At 66.2% G+C, this 17,178-nt stretch carries 14 protein-coding genes; 4 read left to right on the top strand and 10 right to left on the bottom strand.

Annotated features, from left to right (window positions below; translation table 11 throughout):
- Nucleotides 1-61 precede the first annotated feature (61 nt).
- Entirely contained in the window at nt 62-496 is a 435-nt protein-coding gene (locus AC1DCU_RS11165) for a hypothetical protein (RefSeq protein ID WP_025873823.1), read from the bottom strand.
- Between the two features lie 55 nt (nt 497-551).
- A complete protein-coding gene (gene ffh, locus AC1DCU_RS11160) occupies nt 552-1,928 on the bottom strand; it encodes a signal recognition particle protein (RefSeq protein WP_025873824.1) in 1,377 nt (458 codons plus the stop codon).
- A 122-nt stretch (nt 1,929-2,050) separates the two neighbouring features.
- On the opposite strand from ffh, the gene AC1DCU_RS11155 reads away from it, so the two are divergent.
- Nucleotides 2,051-2,845: a cytochrome C assembly family protein gene (locus tag AC1DCU_RS11155; protein ID WP_025873825.1), complete on the top strand. Its 795-nt coding sequence runs from the start codon at nt 2,051-2,053 to the stop codon at nt 2,843-2,845.
- A gap of 69 nt (nt 2,846-2,914) precedes the next feature.
- Here the strand turns inward: AC1DCU_RS11155 and AC1DCU_RS11150 are convergent, their stop codons facing one another.
- From AC1DCU_RS11150 to radA, 4 genes are all read right to left on the bottom strand, one after another.
- Nucleotides 2,915-3,379 (bottom strand): YqhG/Tai3 family protein, encoded by a 465-nt coding sequence (locus AC1DCU_RS11150; protein WP_032975994.1) that lies wholly within the window; start codon nt 3,377-3,379, stop codon nt 2,915-2,917.
- Nucleotides 3,380-3,486: 107 nt separating this feature from the next.
- Entirely contained in the window at nt 3,487-5,793 is a 2,307-nt protein-coding gene (locus AC1DCU_RS11145; protein ID WP_442251351.1) for a tetratricopeptide repeat protein, read from the bottom strand.
- Between the two features lie 51 nt (nt 5,794-5,844).
- Nucleotides 5,845-7,701 (bottom strand): ATP-binding protein, encoded by a 1,857-nt coding sequence (locus AC1DCU_RS11140; RefSeq protein WP_059063497.1) that lies wholly within the window; start codon nt 7,699-7,701, stop codon nt 5,845-5,847.
- A gap of 133 nt (nt 7,702-7,834) precedes the next feature.
- Nucleotides 7,835-9,211: a DNA repair protein RadA gene (gene radA, locus AC1DCU_RS11135; protein WP_025873829.1), complete on the bottom strand. Its 1,377-nt coding sequence runs from the start codon at nt 9,209-9,211 to the stop codon at nt 7,835-7,837.
- A gap of 148 nt (nt 9,212-9,359) precedes the next feature.
- Here radA and AC1DCU_RS11130 point away from each other — a divergent pair, with 148 nt between their 5' ends.
- Nucleotides 9,360-11,417, top strand: coding sequence for a putative bifunctional diguanylate cyclase/phosphodiesterase (locus AC1DCU_RS11130; protein ID WP_442251350.1), 2,058 nt, complete (start codon nt 9,360-9,362; stop codon nt 11,415-11,417).
- A 322-nt stretch (nt 11,418-11,739) separates the two neighbouring features.
- Here AC1DCU_RS11130 and cyoD read toward each other — a convergent pair whose 3' ends face one another.
- Genes cyoD through cyoA form a run of 4 tightly spaced genes read right to left on the bottom strand, consistent with a single transcriptional unit; the run spans nt 11,740 to nt 15,759 of the window.
- Nucleotides 11,740-12,081, bottom strand: coding sequence for a cytochrome o ubiquinol oxidase subunit IV (gene cyoD, locus AC1DCU_RS11125; RefSeq protein WP_025873831.1), 342 nt, complete (start codon nt 12,079-12,081; stop codon nt 11,740-11,742).
- Entirely contained in the window at nt 12,081-12,719 is a 639-nt protein-coding gene (gene cyoC / locus AC1DCU_RS11120; protein ID WP_025873832.1) for a cytochrome o ubiquinol oxidase subunit III, read from the bottom strand. The genes cyoD and cyoC overlap by 1 nt, the downstream gene beginning before the upstream one ends.
- Nucleotides 12,716-14,713 (bottom strand): cytochrome o ubiquinol oxidase subunit I, encoded by a 1,998-nt coding sequence (cyoB, locus tag AC1DCU_RS11115; protein ID WP_025873833.1) that lies wholly within the window; start codon nt 14,711-14,713, stop codon nt 12,716-12,718. Before cyoB ends, cyoC begins: the two co-directional genes overlap by 4 nt.
- 2 nt (nt 14,714-14,715) lie before the next feature.
- Nucleotides 14,716-15,759 carry a ubiquinol oxidase subunit II gene (gene cyoA / locus AC1DCU_RS11110; RefSeq protein WP_025873834.1) on the bottom strand — a complete coding sequence of 348 codons (1,044 nt, stop codon included), beginning with the start codon at nt 15,757-15,759 and terminating at the stop codon, nt 14,716-14,718.
- Nucleotides 15,760-16,097: 338 nt separating this feature from the next.
- Here cyoA and AC1DCU_RS11105 point away from each other — a divergent pair, with 338 nt between their 5' ends.
- Entirely contained in the window at nt 16,098-16,526 is a 429-nt protein-coding gene (locus tag AC1DCU_RS11105; RefSeq protein WP_032975989.1) for a VOC family protein, read from the top strand.
- Nucleotides 16,523-17,155, top strand: coding sequence for a GyrI-like domain-containing protein (locus AC1DCU_RS11100; protein WP_032975988.1), 633 nt, complete (start codon nt 16,523-16,525; stop codon nt 17,153-17,155). The genes AC1DCU_RS11105 and AC1DCU_RS11100 overlap by 4 nt, the downstream gene beginning before the upstream one ends.
- The last annotated feature ends 23 nt before the right edge of the window (nt 17,156-17,178 follow it).

Raw genomic sequence — 17,178 nt, 5'->3', positions numbered from 1 at the left:
CCAGCATACGCCAGACACTGTGGACGGGAGCGTCGCCGCGGGCGATCCGCTCCCGCCTGGCTCAGCGTGCAGACACCGCGTAGGTGCGGACCAGCTGGCTGTCCATTTCTTCGTTGAACTTGAACGTCACGTAGCGCGCGTCATCAGCGGCGAACTCTTCCTCGGCGCTGGCGCGACCGATCTCGGTGCCCTCGGCATCCAGCGCACGCGCCACCAGCTTGCCCTTGAAGGCCTTGTCCGCCACCACGTACACCGCCGCGTCCTTGGAGCCCATGCCACGGCTCTTGCCGAGGGTGACGGTGAGGCCCTGCGCGGCCAGGCCCGGATCGGCCTGCAGCGTCACGTTCATGCGCTTGTCCACGCCCTCGCCCAGCCCGGCGACGAAATCGGCAGCGGTACCACTGATGGCACTACCGGCCTTCTGCGACACGGAGGTGTCGTCCTTGCAGGCAACCAGGCCCAGGGCCAGCGCCATCACCACGATCGACTTGTTCATGCACATTCCTTTGATTGATTCCGCGGGTTGTTCAAGCGTTCGATACAGCGCGCGCTCAGCGGAACGGCATGCCACGGCCGCCCATGGCGCCCATCATGCCCTTCATGCTGCGCATCATGCCCTTCATGCCGCCACCGGCCATCTTGCTCATCATCTTTTCCATCTGCATGTACTGCTTCATGAGCTTGTTGACGTCGGCCGGGGTCACGCCCGAGCCCTTGGCGATGCGGGCGCGACGCGAGCCATTGAGCAGGTTCGGGTTGCGCCGTTCCTTCTTGGTCATCGAGCCGATGATGGCGATCATGCGCGGCACTTCCTTGCCCTGGCTGACCTGCTGCTTGAGGTGCTCGGGAATCTGGCCCAGGCCCGGCAGCTTGTCCATCAGGCCGCCGATACCGCCCATGTTCTGCATCTGCTCGAGCTGGTCGCGCATGTCGTTCAGATCGAACTTCTTGCCCTTGGCGACCTTCTCGGCCAGCTTCTGCGCCTTGTCCTTGTCGACCTGCTGCTCGACCTGCTCGACCAGCGACAACACGTCGCCCATGTCGAGGATGCGGCTGGCGATACGGTCCGGGTGGAACACGTCCAGGCCTTCCGGCTTTTCGCTGACACCGACGAACTTGATCGGCTTGCCGGTGATGTAGCGCACGCTCAGCGCGGCGCCGCCACGGGCGTCACCGTCGGTCTTGGTCAGGACAACGCCGGTCAGCGGCAACGCATCACCGAAGGCCTTGGCGGTATTGGCCGCGTCCTGGCCGGTCATGGCATCGACCACGAACAGCGTTTCAGCCGGGTTGACCGCAGCGTGCAGGGCCTTGATCTCGGCCATCATCGCTTCGTCGATGGCCAGGCGGCCGGCGGTATCGACCAGCAGCACGTCGACGAACGACTTGCGCGCGTCATCGATGGCGGCGCGGACGATGGCCTCCGGCTTCTGCTCGGCGCTGGACGGGAAGAACAGCACGCCCACCTGGTCGGCCAGCGTCTTCAGCTGCTCGATCGCCGCCGGACGGTAGACGTCGGCCGAGACCACCATCACCTTCTTCTTGCGCTTTTCCTTCAGGTGCTTGGCCAGCTTGCCGACCGTGGTGGTCTTGCCGGCGCCCTGCAGGCCCGCCATCAGGATGATGGCCGGCGCGGGAACGTTGAGGTTCAGGTCGCTGGCTTCGGCGCCCATCACCGCGGTCAGCTCGTCGCGCACGACCTTGATCAGGGCCTGGCCCGGGGTCAGCGACTTCAGCACTTCCTGGCCGACCGCACGCACCTTGATGCGTTCGATCAGGGCCTGCACCACCGGCAGCGCGACGTCGGCTTCCAGCAGGGCGATGCGGACCTCGCGGGTCGCCTCGCGGATGTTTTCTTCGGTCAGGCGGCCACGGCCGCGCAGGCGCTCGATGGTGCCGGAAAGGCGCTGGGTCAGGGACTCGAACATGCGGCGCAACCTGTCTGAAAGCGGGGGACAATAAGGCCCACAGTATAACGGGTCCACCGCGCTCCCCGGACTGCGACGCCACGCCCGTCGCCAGCACCGCGGGGGTATGCGAAACTTCAACGATGACAATCGTTCTCATCGCCGTCCTGCTCTACCTGGCCGCCAGCGCCCTGCTGGTGCGCGCCCTTGGTCGCAACGACGGGGTGACCTCGCCCGCCTGGCTGTGGCCTGCGCTGCCGGCGATGCTGCTGCATGGCGGTTATCACGTGCTCGTGGCGATGCGCACGACCGGCGGCCCCGACATGCACTTCTTCGCCGCGTTGTCGCTGGTCGGCCTGGGAATGGCGTGGCTGACCTCGCTGGTGGGCGCGCGCGGGCGCATGTCCACCCTGGGCGTGGTGGTGTTCCCGCTGGCCGCGCTGCTGCTGGTGGTCTACCACGGCTACGGCCATGAACCGAGCAAGGTGCTGGGCTGGCGCTTGGCCAGCCACGCCTGGCTGGCACTGCTGGCCTACGCCACGCTGAGCATCGCCGCGCTGCTGGCGATCATGCTGTGGCTGCAGGAGCGTGCGCTGCGGCGCCGTGAATTCCGTCCGTGGCTGCGTGCGCTGCCGCCGATGGCCGATCTGGAATCGCTGCTGTTCAGGGTGATCACCGTCGGCTTCGCCCTGCTGACCCTGACCCTGGTCACCGGCGTGCTGTTCGTCGACGACCTGCTGGCGCAGAAGCTGGTGCACAAGACGGTGCTGAGCGTGCTGTCGTGGATCGTGTTCGGCGTGCTGCTGATCGGCCGCCGCCGCTATGGCTGGCGCGGCACCAAGGCAGTGCATTGGACGCTGACGGCGATGCTGTTGCTGCTGCTGGCGTTCTTCGGCAGCCAGTTCGTGATCGAGCTGGTGTTCGGGCATTCGCGCTAGAGGCGTGCCGGCCAGCGGCCGGCAATCGGAGCACGGTAGATCCACGCCATGCGTGGATGCCCCGGATGCTCAGGGCAGCGGTTGGGCCAGGATCCTGCGCACCGAGCGACCACTGTTGGTGAGGATGTCGTCGACCTGCCAGCAGCCCTCCCCTTTGCGCACCATCGGCACGCGGGTCACGTAGGCCTTGCCCCAGACCGGATAGCGCATTTCGACCTGGCCGGCCGTGGCCGAGGCCTGCTTCCAGCTGTAGCGCACCGGGCTGTCGATCTCCCCGTCCTGCGCGTCCAGCCACGGATCGGAATCGAGCGTGCAGATGCCCTCTTCGCGCACCTGGCAGGCACGCTCGCCATGCAGCGCCTTGGCAAACGCCGCACTGACCAGTGCCTGCGGCGGCTCCAGCAGGTCGCCCTTGCCGGTGGTCGCTTCGAAGAAGGCCCGCGCCACGTCAGCCGGTTGCTGGCAGGCCGGCGCGGCCTGCACGGTGGGGGCCAGCAGCAGGCCGATGATCACCCACGTCCCTGTCTTTCTCATATCCAGTTCCTTGACGGTGGAAGGACGCCGGGCATGGCCCGGCGCTACCCATGCGTGTTGCCCGGTAGCGCCGGGCCATGCCCGGCGAACGCGCAGCGCGGCAGGGATTACAACCCGTACCGTTCGATCGCGTCCAGATGCGGCTGGCGGTCCTGGTCGCAGGCCTCGGCCAGGCGCAGCCAGCAGTGTGGATGTGTCCAGTCCGCCGTGGCCTGCTGCAGGAAGCGGTGCAGCGCCAGCGGCGCATGGTCCTGCGGCTGGGCGACGGTGAACAACAGGCCCGGCAACGTCCCGTCTTCCGCATCCGGATCGGTCACGGTGTAGTCCGCACGGCTGTGCGACCACACCTTCCAGCCCTGTCCCTCGGCTGCCTCCACGAAAGCGTTCCATGCCTCCTCGCCCGGGTGCGCGCCGTCGACCAGCCAGCTGCGCGCGAAACCACCCCGCTCCAGCACATGCACCTGTGCATAGGTCGGTATGAAGTGCTCGCGCTCCGCTTCGTCCTCTGGTGCGGGGTGTATCAGGCCGGCGTCGAACACCACCCAGTCCCCCACCTGCTGCGCGCGGTTGGCCGGTGCGTTCTCGACGATGCGCGCGGTCACCGGGCCGCTGCGGCGGGCGTAGTACTCCATCGGCTCGCCGCCTTCTTCGCTGCGGATGATCACCCAGCCCCAGGGCTCTTCGACCACGCCCTGCTGGCTGGACAGTTCCATGCCGATCGCTGCCGCCGAGCGGCGCACCGCATCCCAGTCGCGCGCCGCACTGGCCGCACTCATATGGTCCCAATGCGCGGCACTGGGCTCTTCCAGCAGTTCCACCAGCTGCGCATAGCAGGCCTGTGCTTCGCTGAAGCGGCCGGTCTCCATGTACATGCGGGCAAGCGTCCCGCGTGCGCCGTTCGAGCCTGGCGACAACGCCAGCAATGCCTGCGCGGCCTGTTCCAGTGCAGGCCAGTCGGACGCGCGCCGTGCACGCTGCACCTCGCACCAGTGCGCGAACACCGGCACGCTGTCGCGGTAGGTCGCGGCCAGCCTGCGCAGGCCATCATCATCGCCCTGCTCGGCCAGCCAACGCATCAGCGTGTAGGCCGCCGCGCCGTCTTCCTGCGCGTGGCCGCGCACGAAGTCCCACAGCAGCGCCTGCGCTTCCGTCTTCGCGCCACATGCGTGCAGCGCCGAGGCGGCGACCTCGGCCAGCGCGCCGTCGTCCGGCCGCTCGGCGTGCGCCTGCAGCAGCCACTGCGCTTCGCGCTCGGGATCGCGCGACTGGTTCTGTTCGCCCTGCGCTTCCAGCCACGCCAGCAGTTCAGCGGCAGGCACCGGCAGCGGCGCCATCTGCGGCAGCGCTTCGATGCGTGCCGCCAGACCGGCCACCAGCGCGGCAGCGCCACGGTCCTGACGCAGCTGCGCCAGATGGGTGCGGGCCAGACCCAGCTGGCGCTGCGCCACCCAGCGTGCACCGCGCTGCAGGGCCAGCTCCAGGCTCAACGCGGCGATCTCGATCACCAGGCGATGCGCGCCGACAGCGGCGAAGTGCTCGATGATCGTGTTGAAGCGCGTTCCCAGATCCCAGGTGTTGCGGGCGGCATCACGGCTGCACAGTGTCGAAGCCGTATTGGCCCACAACCGCCAGTGATTCGGCGTCAGCTCGCTCCATGGCACCAGCTGCTGCAGCGCCTCTTCATCGCGCCCCAGCTGGGCCAGTGCCCAGGCCTTGGACAGCCGGCGCGGCACCGTGCAGTTGGCAGGCTCGTATTCGCCCGCAGCGGCCACTTCGGCTTCGCGCTTCTCGATCAGCGCCAGCGCTTCCTGCGCACGGCCGCTGGCCAGCAGGATCTTGATCTGCATTTCAGGGAAGCTGTCGAACACTTCCTTGCCGCGCGCCTGGATCGCCGCCGCCTGCACCTGCAGGTAATCCAGCGCGTCCTGGCCGCGGCCGTCGTCCAGCAGCGCGTCGGCCTTCTCGCAGCTCAGGCACTGGAAGCAGGCCCAGCTCGGGTCGATGCGGCCCAGCGTCTCGTCGCAGACCTCGATGCGTTCGGGCACCCAGCCCGGACCATCGATGTTGCCGTAGCAGGCGGCAAGATCCTGGGTGACGCAGATCGACTGCGGGCAGTCCAGGGTATCGGCACGGTGTGCGCGCTCGAACAGCGCCACCGACTCGCCCAGCGCGCTTTCGCCTTCCACGCGGTTGCCGACGCGGTTGCGCAGCGCCCAATGGCCGACATAGACGTCGACCCAGGGGTTGTCCAACGCCTTGCCCAGCGCGCGCGCTTCGGGCAGCAGTGCATCGACGCGGTCGACCTGCAGTTCACTGACTTCATCGGCAAGGCGGGTCAGCAGGTGGGCGTTCTGCGCCTGGCCTGCCTGGCGCAGGTCTTCCTGCAGTTTTTCGACCCAGTTCCAGATATCCATGGGGGTAATGCTCCTGTCTAGCGAAGGCTGGATGAGAGGGAGTAGCGGTGCTCAGCGCAGCATCTGCTGCAGGGCACCGGCAATGTCGGTAAATGCACCATTGAGATCGGGGCCCGGCGTCGCCGCGCTCTGCTGCAGCGGCCGGCCCTGTGCGGACACGATGATCTTCAGCGATCGCAGCAGGCGCGCGGCCGCCCCGGCCTGCGGGTGGCCCTCGCGCTGGGCCTGCAGCAACGCCTGCACCGCTGGATTGTCCAGGTTGAGGTACAGCCGCGACGGCGCACGCGCCTCGATGCGCGCGGTGAACTGGCGCGCCAGCCGCAATGCCGCCATCGATACGCGCTTGTCGTTCTCGTCGTCTTCCAGGCGCTGTTTCAGTTCGGCTTCGCGGTCGGGCACCACCACCACCGGCAGCGCCTCGGGGCTGAACCGCGCCGGCAGCAGCTGTTCGCCATCGCCCAGGTGTTCGCGCAGCCAGGCCAACTGCGTATCGTCAAGGCTGTCGTCGGTGCGGAACAGTGCGCGGTTGCCCTGCTCGGTACCGAGTTCGACCAGGCGCAGGCCCTTGGCCTGGGCCCAGCGCCGCAGGAACGGCACCACCGCGTAGCGATGACCATGCGCGACCGGCACGCCCATCGCGCGGAACAGCATTTCCTCGAAGCCACCACCGTTGTCGAGGATCACATGCACTGCGCCGCGCGCCGGCAACGCGCTGGCCGGCAGGTCACCCTGCGAAGTCGGCACGCGCACGTGTTCCAGCAGCAGGTCGAACAGGCGCTCATCGCACAGCGCCGCGCCCAGCAGGGCTTCATTGTGGCGGCTGAGTACGCGGCGCCAGGCTTCGGGCTGCTGCCGGGCGACGTCGGCCAGGCCATCGATCAGCGCTTCCAGCAGGGCGTGCTGCACGGCGCGATAGTGGTCATCGCGCTGCAGGTCCTCGCGGCTGGCGGTCGGGGTCAGCTTCGACGATTCGATCACCCCGCCGATGAAACCGGCCCAAGGCGGCAGCAGGTCGCGCGCATCGTCGTCCAGCAGCATGCCGCGCACGAACACCGACAGGTTGCGGTTGTCGCTGGTGCCGTAGGTGGCACCGTCCTGCACCCAGAGCATGCCGACGGCGTCGCTGCTGCCATCGGACTGCAGCGGCATCGTCACGATGGGCTCGAAATCGTGTTCGAACCGGGCCGCGAACTGCTGCGCCTGGCGGCGTGCCTGCACCGGATGCAGGGCGACGTCACCCTGCCCGCGCCACGGCGGCGGTTCGGGATTGATCGCGGCGGCCGCCGCACCGATGAAGATCGGCTCGGACAGCAGCGCGCAGTAGCGGCCCAGCACCTCGTGCAGGCGCGCTTCGTTGGCCAGCGGCAGGAAGTCCGGATGCAGCTCCAGCTCGACCTCGGTGCCGATCGCGCGCGCCGGCACTTCGCTGACGGTGTACTGCTCGGCGTTGCTGGACACGTACAGGTGGCCCAGCTGCGGCGCCTGGTAGGAGGTGGTACGCACGCTGACACGGCGCGCCAGTACGAAGGCCGACAGGAAACCCAGGCCGAACATGCCGATCAGGCCTTCATCGTCCTCGCCGTCCTGGCGCAGGCCCCGGGTGTAACCGACACCGACCGTGGCCAGGTAATCGTGGATTTCCTGCCGGGTCAGGCCGGCACCGGTATCGGTGATGCGCAGCACACCGGCGGCGACATCGACCTGCACGTCGATGCGCGACACACTCTGGATGCCGGGCTGCTCGATACGGCGACGGATGATCGAATCGTGCGCGTTCTGCACAAGCTCGCGCAGCGCCACCATCGGCGTGGAATACAGGTGCTTGCCCAGCACCGTCATCAGTCCATTGAGATCGACCCCGGCGCGGCGGATTTCGGCGGCGGGGGTGCTGAACATCGGGTCCTGCATGTAAACGATTACTCCTTGCCACGGAAAGGCGCCAGGGGGCGCCTTCGTCGAGCCGGGAAAACTAGCACAGGCTGGCTGACCGCTGCTGTGCCGTCGGCCGCATCTGCAGGTCCGAGCACGGACCCGACCCCGGTCACGCCGCGTCGATGGCCTCGGACAGGCGTTCGACCGCGATCACTTCCATGCCCTTCACCGAGCCGCCCTTGGGGGCATTGGCCTTGGGCACGATGGCGCGCTTGAAACCGTGGGTCGCCGCCTCCCGCAGGCGGTCCTCGCCGTTGGGCACCGGCCGGATTTCACCGGACAGGCCGACTTCGCCGAACGCGATGGTCTTCTCGGCCAGCGGACGGTCCTGCAGCGAGGACAGCACCGCCAGCAGCACCGGCAGGTCGGCGGCGGTCTCCTGCACGCGGATGCCGCCGACCACGTTGACGAACACGTCCTGGTCGCCAACCAGCACGCCGCCATGCCGATGCAGCACCGCCAGCAGCATGGCCAGGCGGTTCTGCTCCAGCCCCACCGCCACGCGGCGCGGATTGGACAGCGGCGAGGCGTCGACCAGCGCCTGCACTTCCACCAGCAGCGGCCGGGTGCCCTCGCGGGTAACCATCACGCAGCTGCCCGGCTGGTGCGTGCTGGCACCGGAAAGGAAGATCGCCGACGGATTGGAGACCTCCTTCAGGCCCTTGTCGCCCATCGCGAACACGCCCAGTTCGTTGACCGCACCAAAGCGGTTCTTGAACGCGCGCAGCAGGCGGAAGCGGCTGCCGCTCTCGCCTTCGAAATACAGCACGGCATCGACCATGTGCTCCAGCACGCGCGGGCCGGCGATGCCGCCTTCCTTGGTCACATGGCCGACCAGGAACACGGCGGTTCCGGTTTCCTTGGCGAAACGCACCAGCCGTGCGGCACTCTCGCGCACCTGGCTGACCGAACCGGGCGCGGCGGTCAGCGTCTCGGTCCAGAGCGTCTGTACCGAATCGGCCACGATCAGCCGCGGCCCACTCTTGGTGGCGTGCTGCAGGATGGATTCGACACCGGTCTCGGCCAGCGCGTTGACGCCCTCCAGCGGCAGCTCCAGCCGATGCGCGCGGCCGGCGACCTGGGCCAGTGATTCCTCACCGGTGACGTAGAGCACCGGCAGGACCGCAGCCATCTTCGCCACCGCCTGCAGCAGCAGGGTGGATTTGCCGATGCCCGGATCACCACCGACCAGCACCACCGCGCCCTCGACCAGGCCGCCGCCGAGCACGCGGTCGAATTCACCGATGCCGGTGCTGACCCGGTTGTGTTCGGTCTGCGCCACGTCCTTCAGTGCGGTGATCTTCGGCGGGTCGATCTTGCCCGCCCAGCCGGCACGGCGCGAGGCGGGCGCCTTGGCCGCCGCAGCGCTCTCAAGGACGATTTCCGACAGCGAGTTCCAGGCATTGCACTCGGTGCACTGGCCTTGCCACTTGCTGTATTCGGCGCCGCATTCATTGCAGACATACGCGGTGCGGGCTTTGGCCATCGGAGATTTCCTGCAGGGGCAACGAGCGTGGCAGGATAGCCGAGCCGGGTCGCAGCTGCTGCGACCACTCAAGTCCCACCCGTCGGTGCCGATAGCGGTGGCGGGCGTGCGCCTTGCGGGCGCCCCTCCCTCCTCCTCTGGATTCAACATGACTGGTAGTTACAGTCAGAGCCTGGTCGCCATCTCGTTGCTGGTGGCCATGCTGGCATCGTATACCGCGCTGGATATGGCCGGCCGCCTGGCCACGGCCGAGGGCCGGGTCGCCCGCTGGTGGCTGGCCGGCGGTGCCGCCGCGATGGGCCTGGGCATCTGGTCGATGCACTTCATCGCGATGCTGGCCTTCAAGCTGCCGGTTCCGGTCGGTTACGACCTGGCGATCACCCTGTATTCGCTGGCGGTGTCGATCGGCGCGTCGGCCTATGCGCTGTGGCTGGTGTCGCGCCCCAGCCTGCCGTTGCAGCGGCTGGCCGCGGGTGCGGTGCTGATGGGACTGGGTATCGCCGCCATGCACTACCTGGGCATGGCCGCCATGCGCATGCAGCCCGGTATCGATTACCACCCCGGCTGGTTTGCCGCGTCGATCGCAGTGGCCATCGCTGCCGCCGGTGCAGCGCTGTGGATTGCCTTCCGGCTGCGCGTGGAACAGCGCAACACGGTGCGCCTGCGGATGCTGGCGTCGCTGGTGATGGGCCTGGCCATCGTCGGCATGCACTACACCGGCATGGCCGCCGCGCGCTTCCCGCCAGGCAGCGTCTGCGGCGCCATAGGCAGCGGCGGCATCGATCCCCGCTGGCTGGCAGTGCTGGTGATCGTGACCACCCTGGCCACGCTCGGCATCGCCCTGGTGGCCTCGCTGTTCGACCGCCAGATGCGCGTGCGCACCGGCCTGCTGGCCGATTCCCTGGCACACGCCAACAACAAGCTGATCCAGGCCGCACTGCACGACCCGCTGACCCAGCTGCCGAACCGCATGCTGCTGCAGGATCGCATCGAGCAGGCCATCGAGAAGGCGCAACGCCGCCAGCAGTCGGTGGCGGTGATGTTCTGCGACCTGGATGGCTTCAAGGCCGTCAACGATGCCTATGGCCACCAGCTGGGTGACCGCCTGCTGGTCGCGGTGGCCCAGCGCCTGGGGGCGCAGCTGCGCCCGCAGGACACTCTCGCCCGCCTCGGCGGCGACGAGTTCGTGATCGTGCTGGCCATCGATACGCCTGATGATGCGGTGGTGGTCGCCGAGCGGGTGATCGCCGCGGCAGGTGAACCGTTCGTGCTGGACGCGGCCGAGCTGCAGGTCACCGCCAGCCTGGGCATTGCCCTGTATCCGGACGATGCCAGCGACGAACGCGAGTTGATGGCACATGCCGATGCGGCGATGTACCACACCAAGGAAACCGGCCGCAACGGCTACACCTTCTTCATTCCCTCGATGCAGCTCAGTGCCAACCGCCAGCTGCGGCTGCTGCAGGACCTGCGCAAGGCGATCGCGCGCAACGAGCTGCTGCTGCACTACCAGCCGAAATTCCCGGCGGCCGATGCACCGGCCACCGGCGCCGAGGCGCTGCTGCGCTGGCAGCACCCGGAACTGGGCCTGCTGGCGCCGGACGTGTTCATTCCCATCGCCGAGCGCAGCGGCCTGATCCTGCCGATCGGCGACTGGGTGCTGGACCAGGCGTGCGCGCAGCTGCGGGCCTGGCATGACGGCGGACACAGCCATTGGACGATGGCGGTGAACCTGTCGCCGCTGCAATTCGCCTCACCGGCCCTGCTGGAGAGCGTGCGTTCAGTCCTGCAGCGGCACCGCATCGACCCGGCGCGGCTGACCCTGGAGATCACCGAAACCACGGCGATGAAGGATGTCGAGGCCAGCCTGGCGATCCTCAACGACCTGACCGCGATGGGCGTGCACATCGCCATCGATGATTTCGGTACCGGCTATTCCAGCCTGCTGTACCTCAAGCGCATGCCGGCCACCGAGCTGAAGATCGACCGGGCGTTCGTGCATGACCTTGAACGCAATGACGAAGATTCCGCCATCGTGTCCTCGATCATCGCGCTGGGCCGTACCCTGCAGCTGCAGGTGGTGGCCGAGGGCGTGGAGACCCAGGCCCAGCGCGACTACCTGAGCGAGCTGGGCTGCGACCAGCTGCAGGGTTACCACTTGGGGCGGCCGATGGAGGCCGAGGAATTCCTGCGCAAGGTGGGTTGAGAGGCAACCGCATCCACGCATGGCGTGGATCTACTGCATCCTCCGGGTGCATTGAACGGCAACCGCATCCACGCATGGCGTGGATCTACTGCATCCTCCGGGTGCATTGAACGGCAACTGCATCCACGCATGGCGTGGATCTACTGCATACCCCGGATGCATTGAACGGCAACTGCATCCACGCATGGCGTGGATCTACTGTGCGGGGACTTCGCGGTGACGGGTAGATCCACGCCATGCGTGGATGCGTTCCCCGCGATCGCGCAACAAACAGAAAGGCCGCCCGGGGGCGGCCTTTCTGCGTGGCAATGTCGCGAAGACGTCAGTGCATCATGTGCACGTTCATGTTGTGCATGACCCACAGGGTACCGACCACGATGATGCCGATCACCACCACGGTGAAGGCCGCAGCGTTGACGTTCCAGCGGCTCTCCGACGAGCGGTCCAGGTGCAGGAAGAACACCAGGTGGACCAGCATCTGCAGCACCGCGGTGATGGCGATTACCACACCGTTGACGGTGCGCGAGAAATCACCCGACATCACCATGTAGAACGGGATGACGGTCAGCACCACCGCCAGCACGAAGCCGATCAGGTACGACTTCACGGTGCCGTGGCTTTCGCCGCCGGCGGCGTGGTCGTGTGCATGGTTGTCATGTGCCATTACAGCGCTCCATTGAGGTAGACGACGGAGAACACGCCGATCCAGATCAGGTCCAGGAAGTGCCAGAACAGGCTCAGGCACGCCATGCGGGTCTTGTTGGTCGGGGTCAGGCCGTACTTCTTCAGCTGCACGAACATCACCAGCAGCCACAGCAGGCCGGCGCTGACGTGCAGGCCGTGGGTACCGACCAGGGCGAAGAACGCCGACAGGAACGCACTGCGGTCCGGACCGTAGCCCTGATGGATCAGGTGCTGGAATTCATAGACTTCCATGCACATGAAGCCGAAGCCCAGCAGCCAGGTGATGCCCAGCCACAGGAACATCTGGCCGACCTGCTTGCGGTGCATGGAGATCATGCCCAGGCCGAAAGTCAGCGACGAGGTCAGCAGCAGCGCGGTTTCCCACGCCACGAACGGCAGCTCGAACAGGTCCTTCGCGCCGGGGCCGCCATCAGTGCCGCCGGCCAGCACCACGTAGGTGGCAAACAGCGAGGCGAAGATGAGGCAGTCGCTCATCAGGTACACCCAGAAACCGAAGACGGTGTTGCCGCCGGTGTCGTGGTGCTCGTGGTCGTCATGGCCATGGGCCGCCGCGTGTGCGGCGTGCCCGTGGCTCAGGGTCGAGGTATTGGTGCTCATGCCTTCAGCTCCGACTTCACCAGGCCCTGGGCTTCCAGGTGCTTGCGGTGTTCGTTCTCGATGCGTTCCACCTCGGCAGCCGGGACCCAGTAGTCCACGTCCTGGTCGAAGGTGCGGTAGATGAACGTGGCGATCATGCCGACGAAGCCGATGATGGCCAGCCACCAGATGTGCCAGATCATCGCAAAGCCGAACACCAGGCTGAAGGCGCCGATGACAACGCCGGTGCCGGTGTTGCGCGGCATGTGGATGTCGGTGTACTTGGCCGGCTTCGGCCAGGCTTCACCACGCTGCTTGCGCTCCCAGAAATCGTCCAGCTCGGTGACTTCCGGCAGGGTGCCGAAGTTGTAGAAGGCCGGCGGCGAAGAGGTTTCCCACTCCAGCGTACGGGCATCCCACGGGTCGCCGGTCAGGTCGGCGGTCTTCTTGCGGTCGCGGATCGACACGGCCACCTGGATGATCTGGCACAGGATGCCGGCACCCACGATGAAGGCGCCCACAGCGGCCACCAGCAGGAACGGCTCGTAGGCCGGGTTGACGGTGCTCTGCAGACGACGGGTCATGCCCATGAAGCCCAGCACGTACATCGGCATGAAGGTCACATAGAAGCCGATGAACCAGCACCAGAACGCGCACTTGCCCCAGAACTCGTTGAGGCGGAAGCCGAACATCTTCGGCCACCAGTAGGTGATGCCGGCGAACATGCCGAACACCACGCCGCCGATGATGACGTTGTGGAAGTGGGCGATCAGGAACAGGCTGTTGTGCAGCACGAAGTCGATGGCCGGGATCGCCAGCATCACGCCGGTCATGCCGCCGATGGTGAAGGTGACCATGAAGCCGATGGTCCACAGCACGGGCGTGGTGAACTGCACGCGACCGCGGAACATGGTGAACAACCAGTTGAAGATCTTCACGCCGGTGGGGATGGAGATGATCATCGTCGTGATGCCGAAGAAGGCATTGACGTTGGCACCCGAGCCCATGGTGAAGAAGTGGTGCAGCCACACGATGAACGACAGCACGCCGATGCAGGCGGTGGCGTAGACCATGCCCTTGTAGCCGAACAGGGCCTTGCGCGAGAAGGTCGCGATGACCTCGGAGAACACGCCGAAGGCCGGCAGCACCAGGATATAGACTTCCGGGTGGCCCCAGATCCAGATCAGGTTGATGTACAGCATGGCGTTGCCGCCACCGTCATTGGTGAAGAAGTGCGTACCCAGGTAACGGTCCAGGGTCAGCAGCACCAGGGTGATGGTCAGCACCGGGAAGGCGGCGACGATCAGCACGTTGGTCACCAGAGCGGTCCAGGTGAAGACCGGCATCTGCATGAGCTTCATGCTCGGGGTGCGCATCTTGAGGATGGTGATGAAGAAGTTGATACCACTCAACGTGGTACCCAGACCCGCCACCTGTAGTCCCCATATGTAGTAGTCCATACCTACATTGTTGCTGTACTCGATGCCCGACAGTGGCGGGAAGGCCAGCCAGCCGGTGGCGGCGAATTCACCGATCCACAGCGACAGCATGATCAGCACCGCACCGGACACGAACAGCCAGAAGCTGAGCGAGTTGACGAACGGGAACGCGACGTCGCGCGCACCGATCTGCAGCGGCACGGCCAGGTTCATCAGGCCGGTGATCAGCGGCATCGCCACGAAGAAGATCATGATCACGCCGTGGGCGGTGAAGATCTGGTCGTAGTGGTGCGGCGGCAGGTAACCCTCGGAACCGCCAACGGCGATGGCCTGCTGGGTACGCATCATGATCGCGTCGGAGAAACCGCGCAGCAGCATGACGAAGGCGACGATGATGTACATCACGCCGATCTTCTTGTGATCCACCGAGGTGAACCACTCCTTCCACAGATAGCCCCACAGCTTGAACTTGGTGATCAGGGCCATCACGCCCAAGCCACCCAGCACCGCACCGACCAGAGTGGTCAGCACGATTGGATCGTGGGGGATCGACTCAAGAGAGAGTTTTCCCAACATGTTCATTCTCCCGAACCCATGTGGCCTTCATGGCCAGCGTGTTCGTGTTCTTCGGTGGCATCCAGGTTCTTCCCGGATTCCTTGGCATCATGCGCGTCGCTCGGGGCGTGCCCCTCGTGCGCTTCATGGCTGGACGCATCGGCAGCAGCCGCACCCGCATGGGAATGCTTCATGCCGTAGTGCTTGTTGTCGCCCATGTGCTTGGCGATGACCCAGTCGAACAGGTTGTCTTCAACCTTGCCGAAGTAGGTGACCGGGTACCACTCGGAATTCTTCGCTTCACCCAGCGCCTTGAACGAGGCCTTGTCCAGGCTCTGCTCGCCGGCACGGACCTGGTCCAGCCACTGGCGGTACTGCGCATCGGTGACCGAGTAGGCAGTGAAATGCATCTTGGCGAAGCCTGCACCGCTGTAGTGCGAGGACATGCCCGGGAATTCACCGGTCTCGTTGGCGATCAGGTGGAGCTTGGTCTCCATCGCCGCCATCGAATAGATCATGCTGCCCAGGTGCGGGATGAAGAACGCATTCATCACCGTATCGGAGGTGATCTCGAAGTTCAGCGGGGTGTTGACCGGGAACTTGATCTCGTTGACGACCGCGACCTTCTCTTCCGGATAGATGAACAGCCACTTCCAGTCCAGCGAGATCGCCTGGATGGTGACCGGCTTGACGTCCGATTCCAGGGGCTTGTACGGATCCAGCGCGTGCGAGGACCGCCAGGTCAGCACCGCCAGGACCAGCACGATCATGCAGGGGATCGACCAAACCACCACCTCGATCGCCGTCGAGTGGGACCACTTCGGCTCGTAGCGGGCCTTGGTGTTGGAGGCGCGATACTTCCACGCGAAGGTCAGGGTCATGATGATGACCGGGATGACGACCAGCAGCATGAGCACGGTGGCCGTGATCAGCAGTGTCTTTTCATCCTGGCCGATCTGGCCCTTCGGACTGAGGATGGCCACGGCATCGCAGCCGGTGAGCATCACCAGCAATGCGAGCAGCAGGCCCGGGCGCAACCAGCGCCCAAGGGTTTTCAACGGAATCATCGGTCGATCCAATTGCGAGGGAATGCCGTTCCCCGTCCTGCCCGCACCGGCCAAAGCCGGGCCCACCCGTCCAGAAGACAGGCAGGTGAGGTGGGGTCGAGTCAGCCTTTCAATTTTAGGCCGTCACCCACCATTTAAGAAAGGCATTGACAATGATCAGGCGCAGGAAAGGCCCGGATCTGGATGCGACACGTTGTCGCACCGCGCCATTGCGGCAGGCAGAACGCGCGGGGACGGCAGCGTAGCATCGGCCACGAGGGCGACGAGGCCCCTCGTTCGGCACAGTCGACTGAACAGGTTCAGCAAGTTGTGACTCCCCTTTCTTCGAGGAACCCGGCATGGACAGACCCTTCAGCGTTGAACGCATCGACCACCTGGTGCTGAGGGTGCGCGATCTGGCCCGCAGCGAAGCCTTCTATGGCCAGGTGCTGGGCTGCGCGGTGGTGCGGCGGCGCGAGCACCTGGGCCTGGTGCACCTGCGCGCGGGTGCATCGATGATCGACCTGATCAGCCTGGACGGCACGCTCGGTCGCCACGGCGGCAGCGGACCGGGCAGCGAAGGGCGCAATGTCGACCACCTGTGCCTGCGCGTGCACCCCTTCGACGAAGCCGCGCTGGTCGCCCACCTGGCCGCCCACGGCGTACCGGTACCGGGGCCGGCCGAAGTCAACTTCGGTGCCGAGGGCGACGGATTGTCGTTGTACTTCAAGGATCCGGACGGCAACACGGTGGAGCTGAAGGGGCCTGCCAACGGAGCCGCGCAATGACCCGGTCCGCCACCACGCCGGCGAAGATCGACTTCAAGACGCAGGACAAGGCGCTGTACCGGCCACCGGTCGGCTCGTTCGTGCGGATCGAGGTGCCGCCGATGTCCTTCGTGATGGTCGATGGCCAGGGTGATCCGAACCAGGCGCCGGCCTATCGCGATGCGGTGGAGTGGCTGTACTCGGTCAGCTACGCACTGAAGTTCGCGATGAAGGCCGAAGGACGGGACTACGTGGTGCCGCCGCTGGAGGGACTGTGGTGGGCCGACGACCCGTCCAGCTTCGTGGCACGGCGCAAGCACGCGTGGCGCTGGACGATGATGATCCGCACACCGCTGGACGTCGACGTTCCGCGTTTCAGCGAAGCGGTTGCCAAGGCATCGGACAAGCGTGGTACCGCGCCGCAGAGCCTGCGCCTGGCGCTTTACGAGGAAGGCCTGTGCCTGCAGACGCTGCATGTAGGCGCCTACGATGACGAGGGCCCGACACTGGCCGAACTGCATGAACGGATCATGCCGGCACAGGGGCTGACCTTCGCCGGGCCGCATCATGAGATCTACCTGGGCGACCCACGCAAGGTAGAGCCTGCTCGCCTGAAAACGGTGCTGCGGCAACCGGTACGGGCGCGGTGACGGCCGCGTCCCGGGCTGATCCG

The organism is Stenotrophomonas sp. 10L48, assembly GCF_056395105.1.
The sequence above is the reverse complement of the archived record's forward strand: the minus strand, read 5'-3'. Positions and strand labels throughout refer to the sequence as shown.